The organism is Leifsonia sp. AK011 (genome assembly GCF_013410945.1).
Lineage (GTDB): Bacteria > Actinomycetota > Actinomycetes > Actinomycetales > Microbacteriaceae > Rhodoglobus.
This window is the reverse complement of sequence record NZ_JACCCH010000001.1, coordinates 436,070-452,585: the sequence shown is the minus strand read 5'-3', so window position 1 is coordinate 452,585 and position 16,516 is coordinate 436,070. Positions and strand designations below refer to the sequence as shown.

Annotated in this window: 18 protein-coding genes and 1 tRNA gene; 8 read left to right on the top strand and 11 right to left on the bottom strand. The window is 66.5% G+C overall.

Annotated elements, in window-relative coordinates:
- Positions 1–36 precede the first annotated feature (36 nt).
- Together cofD and HDC94_RS02190 are read left to right on the top strand one after the other, a co-directional pair.
- Positions 37–1,041 (top strand): 2-phospho-L-lactate transferase, encoded by a 1,005-nt coding sequence (cofD, locus tag HDC94_RS02195; RefSeq protein WP_308495602.1) that lies wholly within the window; start codon positions 37–39, stop codon positions 1,039–1,041.
- Positions 1,038–1,565, top strand: a complete 528-nt coding sequence (locus HDC94_RS02190) for a dihydrofolate reductase family protein (RefSeq protein WP_179494465.1) — start codon at positions 1,038–1,040, stop codon at positions 1,563–1,565. The genes cofD and HDC94_RS02190 overlap by 4 nt, the downstream gene beginning before the upstream one ends.
- On the opposite strand, the gene HDC94_RS02185 is transcribed toward HDC94_RS02190, so the two are convergent.
- The 3 genes from HDC94_RS02185 to HDC94_RS02175 form a co-directional block, all read right to left on the bottom strand.
- A complete protein-coding gene (locus HDC94_RS02185; RefSeq protein ID WP_179494464.1) occupies positions 1,562–2,065 on the bottom strand; it encodes a MarR family winged helix-turn-helix transcriptional regulator in 504 nt (167 codons plus the stop codon). The genes HDC94_RS02190 and HDC94_RS02185 overlap by 4 nt on opposite strands.
- Positions 2,055–3,161 carry a DUF998 domain-containing protein gene (locus HDC94_RS02180; protein ID WP_179494463.1) on the bottom strand — a complete coding sequence of 369 codons (1,107 nt, stop codon included), beginning with the start codon at positions 3,159–3,161 and terminating at the stop codon, positions 2,055–2,057. The genes HDC94_RS02185 and HDC94_RS02180 overlap by 11 nt, the downstream gene beginning before the upstream one ends.
- An 80-nt stretch (positions 3,162–3,241) precedes the next feature.
- Positions 3,242–3,802: a hypothetical protein gene (locus HDC94_RS02175; RefSeq protein ID WP_179494462.1), complete on the bottom strand. Its 561-nt coding sequence runs from the start codon at positions 3,800–3,802 to the stop codon at positions 3,242–3,244.
- A 67-nt stretch (positions 3,803–3,869) separates the two neighbouring features.
- Here HDC94_RS02175 and HDC94_RS02170 point away from each other — a divergent pair, with 67 nt between their 5' ends.
- Both HDC94_RS02170 and HDC94_RS14855 read left to right on the top strand, forming a co-directional pair.
- A complete protein-coding gene (locus tag HDC94_RS02170; protein ID WP_179494460.1) occupies positions 3,870–4,409 on the top strand; it encodes a peptidylprolyl isomerase in 540 nt (179 codons plus the stop codon).
- A 44-nt stretch (positions 4,410–4,453) separates the two neighbouring features.
- Positions 4,454–5,293 carry a rhomboid family intramembrane serine protease gene (locus HDC94_RS14855; protein ID WP_179494458.1) on the top strand — a complete coding sequence of 280 codons (840 nt, stop codon included), beginning with the start codon at positions 4,454–4,456 and terminating at the stop codon, positions 5,291–5,293.
- A gap of 64 nt (positions 5,294–5,357) precedes the next feature.
- Here the strand turns inward: HDC94_RS14855 and HDC94_RS02160 are convergent, their stop codons facing one another.
- Positions 5,358–5,597 (bottom strand): cell division protein CrgA, encoded by a 240-nt coding sequence (locus HDC94_RS02160; protein WP_179494457.1) that lies wholly within the window; start codon positions 5,595–5,597, stop codon positions 5,358–5,360.
- Between the two features lie 88 nt (positions 5,598–5,685).
- On the opposite strand from HDC94_RS02160, the gene HDC94_RS02155 reads away from it, so the two are divergent.
- Genes HDC94_RS02155 through HDC94_RS02145 form a run of 3 tightly spaced genes read left to right on the top strand, consistent with a single transcriptional unit; the run spans position 5,686 to position 7,258 of the window.
- On the top strand, positions 5,686–6,459 hold the full coding sequence (locus HDC94_RS02155) for a class E sortase (protein ID WP_179494455.1): 774 nt from the start codon (positions 5,686–5,688) through the stop codon (positions 6,457–6,459).
- Positions 6,459–6,620 carry a hypothetical protein gene (locus HDC94_RS02150; RefSeq protein ID WP_179494453.1) on the top strand — a complete coding sequence of 54 codons (162 nt, stop codon included), beginning with the start codon at positions 6,459–6,461 and terminating at the stop codon, positions 6,618–6,620. The genes HDC94_RS02155 and HDC94_RS02150 overlap by 1 nt, the downstream gene beginning before the upstream one ends.
- 2 nt (positions 6,621–6,622) lie before the next feature.
- Positions 6,623–7,258 carry an aminodeoxychorismate/anthranilate synthase component II gene (locus HDC94_RS02145; RefSeq protein WP_179494452.1) on the top strand — a complete coding sequence of 212 codons (636 nt, stop codon included), beginning with the start codon at positions 6,623–6,625 and terminating at the stop codon, positions 7,256–7,258.
- A gap of 112 nt (positions 7,259–7,370) precedes the next feature.
- Here the strand turns inward: HDC94_RS02145 and pknB are convergent, their stop codons facing one another.
- The 7 genes from pknB to HDC94_RS02110 all read right to left on the bottom strand — a co-directional run bounded on the left by pknB (position 7,371) and on the right by HDC94_RS02110 (position 16,162).
- On the bottom strand, positions 7,371–9,098 hold the full coding sequence (pknB, locus tag HDC94_RS02140) for a Stk1 family PASTA domain-containing Ser/Thr kinase (protein ID WP_179494450.1): 1,728 nt from the start codon (positions 9,096–9,098) through the stop codon (positions 7,371–7,373).
- A gap of 69 nt (positions 9,099–9,167) precedes the next feature.
- Positions 9,168–10,835, bottom strand: a complete 1,668-nt coding sequence (locus HDC94_RS02135) for a serine/threonine-protein kinase (protein WP_179494448.1) — start codon at positions 10,833–10,835, stop codon at positions 9,168–9,170.
- Positions 10,832–12,289 carry a penicillin-binding protein 2 gene (locus HDC94_RS02130; protein ID WP_179494446.1) on the bottom strand — a complete coding sequence of 486 codons (1,458 nt, stop codon included), beginning with the start codon at positions 12,287–12,289 and terminating at the stop codon, positions 10,832–10,834. Before HDC94_RS02130 ends, HDC94_RS02135 begins: the two co-directional genes overlap by 4 nt.
- Complete coding sequence (locus HDC94_RS02125; protein ID WP_179494444.1) at positions 12,286–13,710, bottom strand: FtsW/RodA/SpoVE family cell cycle protein; 1,425 nt, start codon at positions 13,708–13,710, stop codon at positions 12,286–12,288. The genes HDC94_RS02130 and HDC94_RS02125 overlap by 4 nt, the downstream gene beginning before the upstream one ends.
- The gene (locus tag HDC94_RS02120) at positions 13,691–14,929 is read right to left on the bottom strand and encodes a Stp1/IreP family PP2C-type Ser/Thr phosphatase (RefSeq protein ID WP_179494442.1); all 1,239 of its coding nucleotides are present in this window, start codon (positions 14,927–14,929) and stop codon (positions 13,691–13,693) included. The genes HDC94_RS02125 and HDC94_RS02120 overlap by 20 nt, the downstream gene beginning before the upstream one ends.
- Positions 14,930–14,933: 4 nt before the next feature.
- Positions 14,934–15,425: an FHA domain-containing protein gene (locus HDC94_RS02115; protein ID WP_179498778.1), complete on the bottom strand. Its 492-nt coding sequence runs from the start codon at positions 15,423–15,425 to the stop codon at positions 14,934–14,936.
- Positions 15,426–15,430: 5 nt separating this feature from the next.
- A complete protein-coding gene (locus HDC94_RS02110) occupies positions 15,431–16,162 on the bottom strand; it encodes a DUF3662 and FHA domain-containing protein (RefSeq protein ID WP_179494440.1) in 732 nt (243 codons plus the stop codon).
- 198 nt (positions 16,163–16,360) lie between these two features.
- Between HDC94_RS02110 and HDC94_RS02105 the strand changes: the two genes are divergently transcribed.
- Positions 16,361–16,444: transfer RNA gene (locus HDC94_RS02105), tRNA-Leu, on the top strand.
- The last annotated feature ends 72 nt before the right edge of the window (positions 16,445–16,516 follow it).

Genomic DNA, 16,516 nt, shown 5'->3' with positions numbered 1-16,516 from the left:
CGGGATGTCCGGTGGGCACCGTGCCAGAATCGAGCGGTGGAAGACATCCGTACCATCACGGTTCTCGGGGGTGGGGTCGGCAACGCGCGCTTCCTCCTCGGCCTGCGTGATCATCTCGCCGCGGCATCCGACCCGGCGACCGTCAACGCGATCATCAACGTCGGCGACGACATGTGGCTCGCGGGTCTGCGCATCACGCCGGACCTCGACACCGTCATGTACGCGCTCGCCGGTGTCAACGATGTGCAGCGCGGATGGGGCAGGGTGGGCGACACGGAACGGGTGTCCGCCGAATTGCAGGCATGGGGCGTCGGCTGGCCGTGGTTCACCCTCGGTGACCTAGACCTCGGGGCGCACATCACGCGAACGGCCCTGCTGCGTGAGGGGCTCCCCCTGTCCGCGATCGTCGAGCGGATGACGGAACGCTGGCCGATCGGCGTGCGCATGCTGCCCGTCAGCGACGACGAGGTGGAGACCCACGTCGTAACCGCAGAGGGGGAGATGCACTTCCAGGAGTGGTGGACGCGCCACCGGGCGGCGCTCGAGCCCACCGCCTTCGTCTCGCACGGTCTCGAGTCGGCGCAGCCCGCACCGGGAGTGCTGGAGGCGATCGAGGCGGCCGACGTCATCCTGCTCGCGCCGTCGAACCCGATCGTCTCGCTCGACCCCGTGCTGTCGATCCCCGGCGTCCGTGACGCGGTGCTCCGGGCATCCGCTCCCGTGGTCGGCGTCTCCCCCATCATCGGCGGCGCCGTGGTGCGCGGAATGGCAGACCAGTGCCTCACCGCGGTCGGGGTGGAGACCTCGGCGCTCGCCGTGGCGCGCTACCTCGGGTCGCGCCGCGATGGTGGCCTGCTCGACGGGTGGCTCGTGGACGACGTGGATGCCGCAGCCATCGCCCCCCTCGAATCGGAGGGCATCTCGACCGTCGCCGTGCCCCTCTGGTTCCGCGATGGGCCCACGAGTATCGCGATCGCGCGGGCCGCACTGGCCGTGGCGCGCGGCCGAATGTCCCCCGATGGCACCACACTGGGTAGGTGAATCCCCAGTGCTCCGTCTTCATCGCCACCAGCCTCGATGGCTTCATCGCGGAGGATGACGGCGCGCTCGACTTTCTCTCTGTCGTGGAGGACGCCACGACCGACTACGGCTACGGCGATTTCATCGCGACCGTCGACGCCATCGTCATGGGTCGCGCCACCTACGAGGCGGGCCTCGGGTTCCCGGTGTGGCCGTATGCGGGCCAGCGGGTCATCGTCCTGACGAGCGGCTCGAAGGAGTCCGTCAACGGCGAGGAGTTCTCGTCGGAGGATCCAACGGCGCTCGTCGAGAGGTTGCGCTCCGAGGGTGTTCGCCGCGTCTACGTCGACGGGGGTGCCACCATCCGTTCGTTCCTGGCGGCGGGACTCATCGACGACCTGGTGATCTCGGTGATCCCGCGGATCCTCGGCCGCGGTATCCCGCTGTTCGGTCTTGGCATCCCCTCGCTCGCGCTGCGACTCGAGGGGGCGGAGGCCTTCGACTCAGGCCTCGTGCAGTTGCGCTACAGCCGGGCCCAGCGCTAGCGCACCACGAGTGCCGTGCGTGACGACATCGTGGTGGCGAGGCGCTCCAGCAGCACGGTGAGCTGCTGCCTGTCCTCTGCGGTCCATCCCGCGAGCAGCGAGTTCATCATGAGGTCGCCCTGGCGGAACAGTTCCGCGCTCGCCGTCGCACCCGCTGACGTGAGCGCGACAATGCTCGCGCGGGAGTCGAGCGGATCGGCGACGCGCTTCACGAGACCAGCCGTACAGAGCTTCTCCACGAGGCGACTGACCGTTGGAGGTGACACGTGGAGTCGCACAGCGAGCGCACCGGGACGCAGCGACCCCCAGGCGGCGAGTACATACATCGCGGAGACTGCGTGCGGGTCGTCCGGTATCGGGGTCGACGATGCGAGCGCTCGATGGAAGGATGCGGATGCCAGGAGGGCAGAGATCCGCACGAGATTGCCCAGTGCATCAGATTCGTAGGGCAGTGCGTACTCCGGCAGGCCGCCGCCGGCCTCGTCGATCTTACGAGCCATGGTCGGCTCCTCTCTCAGTCGTGAGGTCGCCCTGGGCCGACTCCACTGTCGCGCCCAGGAAACGGATGAACGTCGCAATCCATCCGAAGATGATGATGAAGACGACGAGTTCGAAGAAGGTCAGGTTGAAGTAGCCCGTGCCGGCGAACAGCACGACCGATCCGACCATGGCCGCGAAGAAGGCGCCGGTGACGGCGAAGAACGTCCAGGGCATCCCGCGCAGCACGAGCGGGGATGCCAGCAGCAGGAGGCCGAACGCGACCGACATGCCGGCCGCGCAGAAGTTGTGCAGTGCCACGCTCACGGTCAGAGGGAAGACCCCGACCCCCGCGAGCATCAGGCCCATGACGATGAAGAGCACGGAGATGGTGCGCGCAGCCCAGCCGTAGCGCAGCACGCCGAGCTCGAACAGCGCGTGGATGTCACGCTGCAGGTAGAGCGAGAACGTGGTCACGAGCAGGCCAGCAATGATGAGCGAGATGTTGAAGAGGTTCGCGGAGGTGTCACCGAGCGTGCCGAGAAGGCTGAAGTGGTACTCCCACCATTGCGGGTCGGAGGCCGTGGCCATGCTGGTGAGCGTCGTGATCGCGATGAACGTGACGAGAAGGGTCGAGAGCTTGGAGGTGTCGATCTTCGACACCGAGACGTAGACCAGGTACACCGACAGGCCAGCGGATGCCGCGACGCTCGCCCCGGACACCCACCCGTCGAGCGTTACCCCACGGAAGCTCAGTGAGAGCAGCACGAAGACCGCGATCGTGGTGATGGCCGCGATCAGGGCGTGGACGGCGGCCACGTTCGTGGCATCCAGAATGAATTTCCACGGTGCGAGGCTCAGTCGCCACTCCTGCCCTGGCAGGTGGCGGGAGCGCCAGTAACCGATGTAGCTCGCAACCACCGAGAGCGCGAGAACGGTAATGGCGGCGAGCAGGCCGATCGACCAGCCGCCCCAGAGCGACGGGGAACTACCGGCGAAGACGATTCCGCCCACGGCGGCACCGACAACGCCCGCGATTCCGCTTGCTACGAGGGCCTCGGATTCCGCGCCGACGGCCGTTCGTGACTCGGATCGAGCCGTCAGTACAGGTGCTGCCATGCGGCAAGCATAAGCCTCGGAAACTGCGGATTACACTAAATGACTAGGAAGATTCAGCTACGACGAAATCGTGCGAAAAATCAGGCCTCTTCGACTGATTCCGTAGCCTCTGGCTCGTCATCGATCCACAAGTCGTCATCAGCCCGCAGGGTTTGCCACGCGGCATACGCGATGGCGGCAACCGTCACGACGCCGAATCCGATGAGGATGTACTTTCCCGGCCCCGACTTCTTCGGGGGCTCGATGATGCCGACCTTGGTTCCGACCTCGGTACCGAAGCGGGATGCCCGACTGATGGCCTCGCGCACCTGCTTGTTCTTCGCCACCTCGATGGCGGCGAGGGCCGTGCCGAGCGCGGAGGACATGGCGGGCAGGACGTCGTCGACGAGGCGGTCGCGAGTGCTCTGCGCGGTGTGCTTGGCGGTGGATGCCACGGCGCCGACGGCCGGGACGACCTTCTCCTGGTAGGTCTCGCGCACGCGAGGCGCGACCTCTTCCTTGGTGTAGTTAGCGGCCTGGCGGCTGGCCTCACGAACGACGCGCGACGCGTGGTCGAGGAGTTCCTTCTGGTCCTCCCACAAGTCCTCAGCCTGGCCCTTCAGGCGGTCGAGTTCCTTCTGTCGTTTACGCGATAGTGCCATGGCGAAACCTCCGTGGTCGTTTTTGTCGACAGCGTCCATCCTGTCACGTCATGCAAGAATTGGCCCTATGTCGAACCACACCGCAGTCGCAACGATCGTGACCAACTACGGCACGATCCGCGTCAACCTCCTCGGAAACCACGCCCCCAAGACGGTCGCGAACTTCGTCGGTCTCGCGACGGGCACCAAGGAGTGGACGCACCCGGGCACGGAGGTCACCTCGACCGACCCGCTGTACAACGGCGTCATCTTCCACCGCATCATCAAGGACTTCATGCTCCAGGCCGGCGACCCGCTCGGCAAGGGTATCGGCGGCCCCGGCTACGAGTTCGACGACGAGATCCACCCCGAGCTCACGTTCGGCGAGCCCTACATCCTCGCGATGGCCAATGCCGGCGTGCGCTTCGGCAAGGGCACCAACGGCTCGCAGTTCTTCATCACCACGGTGCCCACCCCGTGGCTGCAGGGCAAGCACACCATCTTCGGCGAGGTCGCCGACGAGGAGTCCAAGCGCGTTGTCGACGCCATCGAGGCCGTCGAGACGGATGGTCGCGACAAGCCCCTCAAGGACGTCGTCATCGAGAGCGTCAGTGTCGAAGAAGTCTGAGTCGGCCACAGCGTGATGAACTCCGAGCCGTCGAAGTCCGATCGGTGAGTGACTCAGCGGGCTCCTCGAGCAACTACTGCTACCGGCATCCGAACCGGCAGAGCTACATCCTCTGCCAGCGCTGTGGCAGGACCATCTGCCCGGAGTGCCAGACCCAGGCTGCGGTCGGGGTTCAGTGCCCCGAGTGCGTTCGTGAGGGTCGCGCGAGCGTGCCCCGCCCGAAGTCGCGCATCCTGACCGCCTTCCGCCCGGACAGCGGCAAGCCTGTCGTTACCTGGACGATCATCGCACTCTGCGTCGTGCTCTTCGGCCTCCAGAACCTCCCGGTCGTGGGCAACTACATCAACATCTTCGGTGTCTACCGCCCGCTCCTGACCGAGTCGCTGCCGTGGACGATGATCACCTCCGCGTTCCTGCACGGGTCGATCCTCCACATCCTCTTCAACATGTACTCGCTGTTCATCATCGGGTCACTGCTCGAACGGATGCTCGGACGAGGGCGCTACATCGCGCTCTACCTGCTGAGTGCCTTCGGTGGATCGGTTGCCGTGCTGCTGCTCTCCCCCGCCACCGCAGTCGTGGGTGCCTCCGGTGCGATCTTCGGTCTGCTCGGTGCTTTCTTCGTGATCCAGCGCAAGTTCGGTGGAACGAACGTCCAACTGCTCGTGATCGTGGGACTCAACCTCGTGATCGGGTTCGTGCCGGGACTCAACATCGCGTGGCAGGCGCACATCGGCGGCCTCATCGTGGGAGCGGCGATCGCGTTCATCTACGTGCGCACACGGCGGGCCGCGCAGAAGAACACGCAGATCCTGATGGTCTCGCTCGTGGGCGTTGCGCTCATCGCGCTGACCATCGTCGGGGTGCTACTTATCCACAGGTGATTCCACAGTGGGTATAACTACAACGGTGTAGTTAGGTCACCTCGGTGGTCGGGCGACTGCGAGGTCAGCGCCACCGCGTGGTCATGAGGAAGCCGATGAACGCGATGCCGAAGCCGATGACCAGGTTCCAGCCGTCGATGCCGGGGATCGGCAGCGTGGAGCTGCTCACGTAGAAGACGATGATCCACAGCAGCCCCGCCAGCATGAAGCCGAACATGACCGGCTTGAACCACACAGGGTTCGGTGCCGGCTCACCGGAGGAAGCGGGACGCTCGGGCTTGGTGCGTGCAGTCGTACGGGCCATGCGAGAGATTCTAGCCGACTCGCGCGGAATCCCCAGTCTGAGTGCTACTCACGGTGGGTGCACAGGACCCTGCGATTACAATCGACCCATGGTTCTCGTGGACGGTCGCGTCGCGCGCCGGCGTGCCGAACGCGCTTCGCGTCACAAGGTGACGGTCGTTGGCGTCCTCGGCGAGGTTCTCATCACCGGTGGAGTGCTCGTTCTCGCGTTCCTCGGATGGCAGGTCTGGATCAACGACATCATCGTCGGTGACGAGCAGACCCACGTGTCCCAGGAGCTCAGCCAGAACTGGGACAAGGGTGAGGCCACCGTTGCAGCTCCCCCCGATCGTCCCGACCCGGGCGCTCCCCAGATCGACGTAGCACCCGGCAATGCCGAGCGCTTCGCCAACCTGATCGTGCCGCGCTTCGGCGCCGACTACACCCGCCCGATCGCCGAGGGCATCGGCGTCGAAGATGTTCTTGCATTCGGAATCGGTCACTACCCCGACACCGCCATGCCCGGAGACGTCGGCAACTTCGCGGTGGCCGGTCACCGCACCGGCTGGGGCGCTCCCCTCGCCGACATCGTCAACCTCCAGGTGGGCGACAGCATCTTCATCGAGACCGAGGCCGGCTGGTACAAGTACGTCTTCCGTTCGATGGAGTACGTGATGCCGACGGGCGTGAACGTGCTGGAGCCCGTTCCCACGATCGAGGGCCAGGCCCCGACCGACCGACTCATCACCATCACGAGCTGCAACCCGCCCCTGACGGCTGCCGAGCGTGTTGTCGCGTACGGCGTGTACGACACCTGGTACCCGCGCGCCGGCGGTCCGCCGCCCGAGATCGCTGCGATCGCGCAGACCGTGGCGGCCGGCTGATGTACGGAGCTCTCTGGAGGGTGCTTCCGGGCCCCTGGTGGGTCAAGACGATCATCCTCGTGATCCTCGCCGCGGCGGTGGCGTACGCTCTGGTGTTCTGGGTGTTCCCGTGGATCAACAGCCTGATCCCGACATCCGACGTCACCGTGGAAGGCGGCTAGGCATGACACGAGTTCTCGTCGTCGACAACTACGACAGCTTCGTCTACACGCTCGGCGGTTACCTTCTCCAGCTCGGCGCGGAGACCACCGTCGTGCGCAACGACGACTTCAGCGCAGCGGATGCTGCCGGCGTGATCGCCGAGTACGACGCCGTGCTGCTCTCGCCCGGCCCCGGCACTCCCGCGGACGCTGGCGTGAGCATCCCGATCGTCAAGGCGGTGCTCGAGTCCGGCCAGCCGTTGCTCGGCGTCTGTCTCGGCCACCAGGCGATCGCCGAGGCCATGGGTGCCACCGTGACGCACGCCGAAGAGCTCATGCACGGCAAGACGTCACTCATCACGCACGACGACAGCGGCTTCTACGACGGCGTGCCCCAGCCGTTCACGGCGACGAGGTATCACTCGCTCGCGGTCGTCGACTCGACCGTTCCGAGCGACCTTGTTGTCACGTCTCGTACTGAGGGCGGCATCATCATGGGTCTCCGCCATGAGGAGCTGCCGATCTACGGTGTGCAGTTCCACCCTGAGTCGGTGCTCACCGAGGGCGGCTACCGGATGCTCGGCAACTGGCTCGCCTCGGCTGGGCTGCCCGAGGCTGCCGAGACGGCTCGTGGTCTCACGCCGCTCGTCAAGCTCTGAACGTGCTCCCCGTTCCCTGAGGAGCGCCGAAGGCGCGTAGCCCGTTCCCTGAGGAGCGCCGAAGGCGCGTCTCGAAGGGCCAACGCGAGCTAGCGCCCGCCCCTCGAGAACCTCAGGACCCGCCGCACACCTGGATCGTGATCGCTGCGCGCTGCGCCTGCTCCCCCACGATCGACTGGGCCGAGACGACGTTGCCGCTGCAACTGAAGTCGACGTTGGTCGTGATGGAGAGCTTGAGGGCCGTGAGAGTCGCGTTGGCCTGAGCGAGAGCCTGGCCCGTGACATCCGGCACCTCGACGAGGCCGTTCGACACGTAGAGGTTGACCACGTCGCCCTCACGGATGATCGAGCCGTCGCCGCGGCGCTCAGCGTCACCCTCGGGATCGGAGCGGATCACGACCCCGGCCGCGAGATCGGGCGAGTACTCCTGCGTCGTGGTGCCGTACTGCAGGCCCCGCGCCTCGATCTGGGCGATCGCGTCGGCCTCCAGGAGGTTGTTCACGTTCGGAACCTGCGCTGGAGTCTCGCCGAGCGACACGAAAACCTTGACCTGGAAGCCCGGGGTCACGTTGGTGCCGGCCTCGGGGTCGGTACGGATGATCGCACCCTCCGGCACTGTCGTGCTGGTCTCGGTGAACTTCTGCGCGACGAGCTCCGCGCCCTCGAGGGCGGCGGCACCGTCGTCGAAGCTCTGGCCGACGACATCCGGAATGGACGTGGAGAGGCCCTCGCCCAACTGCGTGGGTGCGAGGTTGAACGTCCAGAAGATCACCGCGGCGACGATCACGATCATGCTCACGATGCCGGCCCAGATCCAGGCCACGGGGGGCCGGTTCTGCGTGCGAGCGATGCGACTGTCGTTGTCGACCGTGAGCTGTCGCATGGTCGCTTCGCTGCCAGCGACGGAGGTGGGGTTCACGCCGAAGAGCGTGGAGTTGAAGTCGGTGGGGGCGAGTTCCTTGCGCGCCGGAACCTGGCCAGCGGCCGCACGCTCCAGGTCGTCGCGGAACTCCGCGGCGCTCTGGTAGCGCTCGAAGCGGTCCTTCGCGAGGGCGCGGAGCACGACAGCGTCGAGCGCGGGCGACACCTTCGGGTTGAGCGAACTCGGCGGCACGGCCTCGGAGTTGACGTGCTGGTAGGCGACCGCGACCGGGTTCTCACCGCGGAACGGTGCACGGCCCGTGAGGAGCTCGAAGAGCACGATGCCCGTGGAGTACAGGTCGGAACGGGCATCCACCGTCTCGCCCCTGGCCTGCTCCGGCGAGAAGTACTGGGCCGTGCCGACGATGGCACTGGTCTCGGCGATCGTCGCCGAGGAGTCGGAGATGGCGCGCGCGATGCCGAAGTCCATGACCTTCACCTGGCCGCTCGCCGTGACCATGATGTTGCCCGGCTTGATGTCGCGGTGCACGACCCCGGCGCGGTGCGAGTACTCGAGCGCAGTCAGCACCTGGCCGACGATGCGCGCCGCCTCGGACGGGTCGAGGGGGCCGTCGGCGATGATGTCGCGGAGCAGGCGGCCATCGACGAACTCCATGACGATGAAGGGCAGGAGCGATTCTGCACCGCTGCGCTCGTGCACGACCTCCTCGCCGGCGTCGAAGATGCGGACGATCGTGGGGTGCGCCATCTTGGCAGCATCCTGCGCCTCGCGGCGGAAGCGGGTGCGGAAGGCCGGGTCGGTCGCCAGTGATGGCTTGAGCAGCTTGACGGCAACGCGACGCCCGAGACGATTGTCGATTCCGACGTGAACATCCGACATGCCGCCGCGGCCGATGAGGTCGCCGAGTTCGTAGCGCCCGGCGAGCAGACGTACGCCCTGTGCAACGCCTTCAGTCACCAGACAACTCCTCGAAACAACCCGACAATATCTCCCGTCAGTGTAGCTGTCCGCCTGAGAGCGGACCTGCTAGCCGACCGTGATCGTTACAGGGTCGGAAGACGGCGATTCGAAGTCCGTGCAGACCGCCGTGTAGGCGATCGACGTGGTTCCCGGAGTGCCGAGCAGGATGTCCAACGTGGTCGCCGACGACGGCACCACATTGGGCACCGAGGCGGTGCCGTTGGTGACCTGGAAGTTGAAGCCACTGAGAGCGTGTCCTGACGGGCATCCCGAGTATGCGGGCCACGTGATCGGGACCGTGTCGCCCGCGACGTAGGTGCCGGTGGGCACGACCACCGAGCTCGGCTTGGTCGCCACGGGGTCGGGGATCGCCGTGTAGAACGTGACCACGATGACCTCGCCCTTGCGCACGTTGCCGCGCGGGTTCACGCTCGCGGCGAGGCCGACCTGCTCCTCGCTCGGTGCCTGCACGCCATCGCGAGCTTCGAGGTTGAGCTCGAGGCCGGTCAGGATCGCACGGACCTCGTCCTCGGTCTTGCCGAGGATCTGGGCCTCGTCGAGGAACACGCGGTCGGACACCGTTGCGCTCGGTGACGGCGTCGGAGTGTTGGACGGCCGCGACGCAGTCGGGGTTGGGCTGGTGGGGTTCGGCGGGGTCTGGGAGGGGTTGGCGAAGATTGCGATCAGCATTCCGATCACCACGACGGCCAGGAGCGCGACGATCACGATGAGTGGCCAGGTCCACGGATTGCGCTTCTTCTCCTCCTCCGCGGGCACCTCCATGGCCTGCGTCGGGCTTCCCACCGACGAGAGCACACGGGTCGCCTCGGTGGGTGCTCCGTAGTTGGCGCCGGCGGCAGCGGCGAGGCTGCGGGTGCCGAGGATGCCGGGCACCGCCGCGGCGGCGGCCGCGACATCCCCGCGCCTGAGCGCCTGTGCGGCGCGCGCGAGGTGCGCAGCGGAGGCCGGACGGTCTGCAGGGTTCTTCGCGATGCACGAGTAGACGAGGTTGCGCACGGGCTCGGGCACGGTCGCCGGGAGCTCGGGGGGAGTCTCGTTGATCTGGGCCATCGCGATGGCGACCTGGGACTCACCCGTGAAGGGGCGCTTGCCCGCGAGGGCCTCGTACGCGACGATGCCGAGCGAGTAGATGTCGGTGGTGGGGGATGCCGGGTGCCCGCTCGCCTGCTCGGGCGAGAGGTACTGCACCGTTCCCATGACCTGGCCGGTCGCCGTGAGGGGCACCTGGTCCGCAATGCGTGCGATGCCGAAGTCGGTGATCTTGACGCGGCCGTCGGGCGTGATGAGCAGGTTGCCTGGCTTGATGTCGCGGTGCACGAGACCGGCCGCGTGTGCGGCCTGCAGCGCGAGGGCGGTCTGCGCGACGATGTCGAGCACCTTGTCGGTGGGGAGCACTCGCTCGCGCTCGAGGATCGAGCTCAGTGCCTCGCCGGGCACGAGTTCCATGACGAGGAACGCGCTGCCGTCCTCCTCGCCGTAGTCGAAGACGTTGGCGATGCCCTCGTGGTTGACGAGCGCCGCGTGACGGGCCTCGGCGCGGAACCGCTCGAGGAAGCCCGGGTCGCCCAGGTATTCGTCCTTGAGGATCTTGATGGCGACGGTGCGCCCGATGACGAGGTCCGTCGCCTGCCAGACCTCACCCATCCCACCGATCGCAACACGGCTGGACAGCTGGTATCTGCCCCCAAACGTGAGCCCGCTACTGGGTCTCATTTGAATAGCACCGCCTCAAGTACTGTTTGTGCGATTGGTGCAGCGACCTGGTTTCCCGAGCCGGACTGGCCAAGCCCGCCTCCGTTCTCCACGACGACTGCGACTGCAACCTGTGGGTCATTTGCCGGGGCAAAACCGGTGAACCAGAGGGTATATGGCTCACCCTCGCCGTTCTCCGCTGTGCCCGTCTTACCCGCGACATCGACTCCGTCTATTCTGGCATTACTGGCCGCGCCGTTCGCGACCGAGTCGACCATCATCTGGGTGATCTCCGCGGCTGTCTGCTGGCTCATCGCCTCCCGGTACAACTCCGGTTCGAGCTGCTCCAGCACCCGCAGATCCGACGAGAGAATCCTCTCGACGAGATTCGGCTTCATGAGCGAACCGCCGTTGGCGATCGCCATCGACACCATGGCCATCTGCAGGGGCGAGGCCCGCACGTTCGTTCCCTGTCCGAAGGCCGAGAGCATCGTGGAGGGATCGTCCAGCGCGCGGGGGTAGGTGCTGGGGGTCGACTCGAGCGGCACATCGATGGACTCGTTGAACCCGAATTTGTCGGCCTGCTCGCGGATGGTCTGGTCACCGAGCTCCAGACCCAGTTCGGCGAACGGGATGTTGCACGACAGGCTCAGCGCGCGTGCAAGCGGCACGGTGGCCGTGCCGCCGCAGTCATCGCCGCCAGAGTTGGTGATGACGTTGTCGCTCTCGGGCAGTTGCAGCTGGGCGGGGTTAGGGAACTCCGACTGCGGGGTGTAGTTGCCGGACTCGAGGGCTGCGGAGGCGACCACGAGCTTGAAGGTGGAGCCAGGCGGGTTGAGGTTGCCGGCGAGTGTTCTGTTGAAGAGCGGGCCGGCCGGGTCATCCAGCAGGGCGTTGTACGCCGCGATGACCTGCTCGCTGTCGTGAACGGCCAGGAGGTTCGGGTCGAACGTCGGCTTGGAGACCATGGCGATGATCTCGCCCGTCTTGGGGCGGATCGCGATCACCGCACCGCTCTGCTCGCCGAGGGCATCCCAGGCCGCCTGCTGCACGGCCGAGTCGATCGTCAGTTCGACCGAGGCGCCCTTGGGGTTCTGGCCGGTCAGGATCGCGTTGATGCCGTCGAGGAACTGCGAGTTCGACGTGCCGGAGAGGTAATCGTTGAGCGCGCCCTCGATGCCGGTGTTGCCCTGGTTGAGAGTGAAATAGCCGGTCACGGGCGCATAGAGCAGCGGGTTCGTGTACGTGCGCTGGAACTTGTACTCGTCGTCCGTCGGGACCGACTCCGCGATCGGCTGGCCGTCGACGAGGATCGGACCGCGCTCGGCCGAGTAGCTCGCGTAGAGGGTGCGCGTGTTGCGATCGTCCGCGCGCAGCCCATCCGAGGTGACAACCTGGATGAGCATCGTCGACGTGAAGAGGGCGAGGAACATCGCGAGGACCACGATGCTGACGCGCTTGAGTTCCTTGTTCACTGGCCCACCACCAGCCTGTCCTCCACGGCCTTGTCGATGACCAGCAGCGGCTGGTTGCGCACGGAGTCCGAGAGCCGAAGCAGGAGCGCGGCGATGATCCAGTTCGCCACGAGTGACGAACCACCCGCCGCGAGGAACGGCGTCGTGAGACCGGTGAGGGGGATGACGCGGGTGACGCCACCGATCACGACGAAGACCTGCAGCGCGATGACGAAGGCGAGACCGACGCCGAGTAGTCGCCCGAAGTCGTCCTGCCCCGCGAACCCGATACGGAAGCCGCGAGCCACGAAGAGCAGGTAGAGCGCGAGGATCGCGAAGAGTCCGATGAGACCGATCTCCTCGCCGAGCGCCGCGATGATGTAGTCGCTCTCCGCGAGGGGAGTGATGTCCGGTCGTCCACGACCCAGCCCCGTGCCGATGAGTCCACCGGCCGCCAGGCCGAACAGCCCCTGAACGAGCTGATAGCTGCCGCCGATGGCCTCGAAGTTCTCCGGATTGAACGGGTCGAGCCAGGCGTCGACCCGGCCGCCGACGTAGCTGAGCGTGCGGCTCGCCACGAACGCGCCCAGCACGAACAGCGAGAGACCGAGCACGACCCAGCTCGAGCGGCCGGTCGCGACGTAGAGCATGACGAGGAAGAGGCCGAAGTACAGCAGCGCCGTGCCGAGGTCCCGCTGCACGACGAGAACCAGCATCGAGGCGGCGAAGACCACGAGGATCGGGCCCAGGTCCCGCGCCCTGGGCAGTTGCATCCCGAGGAACTTGCGACCGACCATCGAGAGCGAATCGCGCGCGGTGACGAGGTAGCCGGCGAAGAAGATCGCGAGTGCGACCTTGCCGAGCTCACCCGGCTGGAACGAGAAGGGACCGAGCTCGATCCAGAGGCGCGCGCCGTTCCGCTCGCTGCCGATCACCGGGAGCATGGGCAGGAGAAGCAGCAGGATGCCGCTGAACATCGCGATGAAACGGTAGCGCTGGAGCACGCGGTGGTTGCGCACGATCAGCAGCACAGCGCCGGCGATGACGATGGCGATGCCCGTCCACACGATCTGGCGAACACCCGCGCTGTCCCAGCCCTCGTATCCCTCGGCGAGGTCGAGACGGTAGATCATCGCGATGCCCATGCCGTTGAGCACGGTGATGATGGGCAGGATGAGCGGGTCGGCTTCGCGCGCGACCAGACGCAGGGTCACGTGGATGCCGAGGATGAGGACGGCGAGCACCCCGACGAGGGAGAGGATGCCCGGCTGGATCTGGCCGATGGCGCCGAGTTCGACGAGCACGACCGCCGAGAACACGATGACGAGCGCGAAGAGCACGAGCAGCAGCTCGACGTTGCGGAGCCGCGCGGGCTCCCGCAGCTTGAGGCGGATCGTCGACGTGAACGTCGAGATGGGCGAATCAGCGTTCGAGGCGGGCATCCGCAAGCTCCTCGACGATTCGTCTCGCGTCCTCCAGGTCTGAGGCGTTCAGTGTGGCCTCGACCTGTCCGCGGTAGTAGGGCGGCAACTGGTCGAGCAGGATCGTGGTCTCCTCGTAGACGTGGGAGAGCTCGATGGGGCCGATGTCCTGCTGCACACCCTGGAAGATCGCCACGCGCCCATCGACGTCGCCCACGAAGTAGTGGCGCTGCGTGAACTGGTAACCGAGGAGCGCGGCGAACACGAGGGCGGCGACAACCAGGCCGAGGAAGACCAGCCACGTGATGCGGCGACGCCTGGCACGCTTGCGGTCCTCCTGGATGAGCGCCGCGAGGTAGTCGTCAGACTCCGGCTCGAAGTGGCTGTCCTCCGGCGGGGTGGCCTTGAGTGGATGCAGCAGCAGGCTCGGCAGGCGCAGTGCACGTCGCTCGATCTCGCCGCCGAACATCAACGGGAGGGCGGCGGAGCCGACGGTCGTGGGGGACTCGAAGGACGCGTCATCCACGTCGTCCACATCCACGACGACGACCGTCACGTTGTCGGGCGCACCCTGGTCGAGGCTCTCCTTGACGAGACGATCCGCAGCGTCGCGGGCCGAGGGCACGGTCTTGAGTACCGCGAGGATGCGCTCCTCCGGAACGTAGCTCGAGAGTCCGTCGGAGCAGAGCAGCCAGCGATCGCCGGGGCGGGTCTCGAGCACGGCAGTGTCGATCTCGGGGGAGGCATCGACGTCGCCGAGCACACGCATGAGTACCGAGCGCCGGGGGTGCACGGCGGCTTCCTCCGCGGTGATCCGGCCGCTGTCGACGAGACGCTGCACGAAGGTGTGGTCCGCGGTGACCTGCTCCATGGCGCCGTCGCGCACGAGGTAGATGCGGGAGTCGCCGATGTGCGCGATGACGACCTTGTCGCCCACACGCACCATGCTGCTGACGGTTGTGCCCATGCCGGTCAGTTCGTTGTGCTCGAACACGGTCTCGGCCAGGAGCGAATTGGCGGAGAGGAGTGCCGACTTGAGCGCGAACTCGGCGTCATTGGGGGAGGTGTACTGCTGGTCGGTTTCCGCAATGCGCTTGGTCGCGATCGCCGAGGCGACATCGCCGCCAGCGTGGCCACCCATCCCATCGGCCACAACGAAGAGATAGCGCCCGGCGTAGGCGCTGTCCTGGTTGTTGGCGCGGACCTTGCCGACGTGGGAGGCCGCTGCGCTGCGTGACACCGGGTTACCGCCGCAGTTCGAAGCTCGTCGTGCCGATGCGCACCGTGGCGCCGAGCGGGATGACCGTGGGAACGATGATGCGGTTGCCGTCGAGGAACGTTCCGTTCGTGGAATCGAGATCCTGGACGACCCAACCGTCGGGCCAGCGGAGGAGGCGCGCGTGGTGGGTCGAGGTGTAGTCGTCGCGGATGACGAGACCGGACTCGCTCGACCGGCCGATCGTCAGCTGTTCCTCGGGGAGCACGATCTCGAGGCCCTCCTTGGCACCGGAGGTGATGACGAGACGTGTGGCGAACACCGGCCCCCGGGGGGCGGCCGGGCGGGGAGCCTGGGCGCGTGGGGCCGGAGCCGTGGTGCCGGCGCCGGGGGCAGCGGGCATCCGGCGCACCTTCTGGCCGAAGAGGTCGCTACGCAGTGCGTAGACGATTGCGAAAACGAAACCCCACAGCACCGCGAGAAACGCGATGCGCAGAACGAGGAGAGTGAGTTCGCTGATCTCGGTCACTGGAGGCCGCCCAACCAGCTCGTCTCATCGCTCACCGGCGAGTTCTGCGGCGGATCGACGGCGGCGGACTGGGCGAGCACCCGGAACACGATACGCGTTCGACCGATGTCGATGACGGAATCGGGCGTCAGCGGTGCGCGAGCAACCGGTGCACCGTTGAGCTTGGAGCCGTTCGTTGACCCCAGATCGTTGACCTGGGCGCGGGTGCCATCCCAGAGAACTTCGACGTGCTTGCGGGATATTCCGGTGTCGTCGACGGTGATGTCTGCGTCGCTGCCGCGCCCGATGATGGTGCGGGAACGGGTGATCGGATGCCGCGTGCCGTTGATCTCGAGCACGGGCGTCCACGTGACTGCGCCCTGCACGTTCACCGACTGGATCTCGATCATGCCCTGGGAGAGGCGGCGATCCTCGGCCAGCGCGACCGAGATGCCTCCCGCGAAGGAGTACCGCTGGGTGCGGGCGTGCCGTTGTACCAGGTCGACGAGTTCGTCGATGAGTGCCGGGCCTAGCCCTGACATCCGTTCGTAGTCGACGGGGCTGAGCTTCACGGTGAACTTGTTGGGCACGAGGATGCGGTCGCGTGAGACGACTGCAGCCTTCGTGTCGAGTTCGCGGCGGAGTGCCGCTGTGATCTCCACAGGCTGCAGACCGCTCTTAAAGGTCTTGGCGAACGCGCCGTTGACGGCGCGTTCAAGACCTCGCTCGAAGCTGTCCAGTAGTCCCAAGGCTCTCCCCGTGATCGCCGCTGCCGGTTTCTACGATGTTAGCCGCTGGCCCTGAGAACCCCCTCCTCGGTGACGTTCCCGCTGTCCGCCCGCTGGAACCCCCGCGAAAAGCCACTTTATGCGGCTTCCGGTGCGCTTCGGCCCGATAAGTGGCTTCTCGCGGGGGTTGGGCGCTGTGGTAATCTCGCTAGCTGGTACGCGCGAGTGGCGAAATTGGCAGACGCGCACGGTTCAGGTCCGTGTGCCCGTGAGGGCATGGGGGTTCAAGTCCCCCCTCGCGCACCGTATGGAAAAAGGTCGTCCCGTCAGGGGCGGCCTTTTTGCATGCCGTGCGTGGGTGGCGTCTCTTAAGCG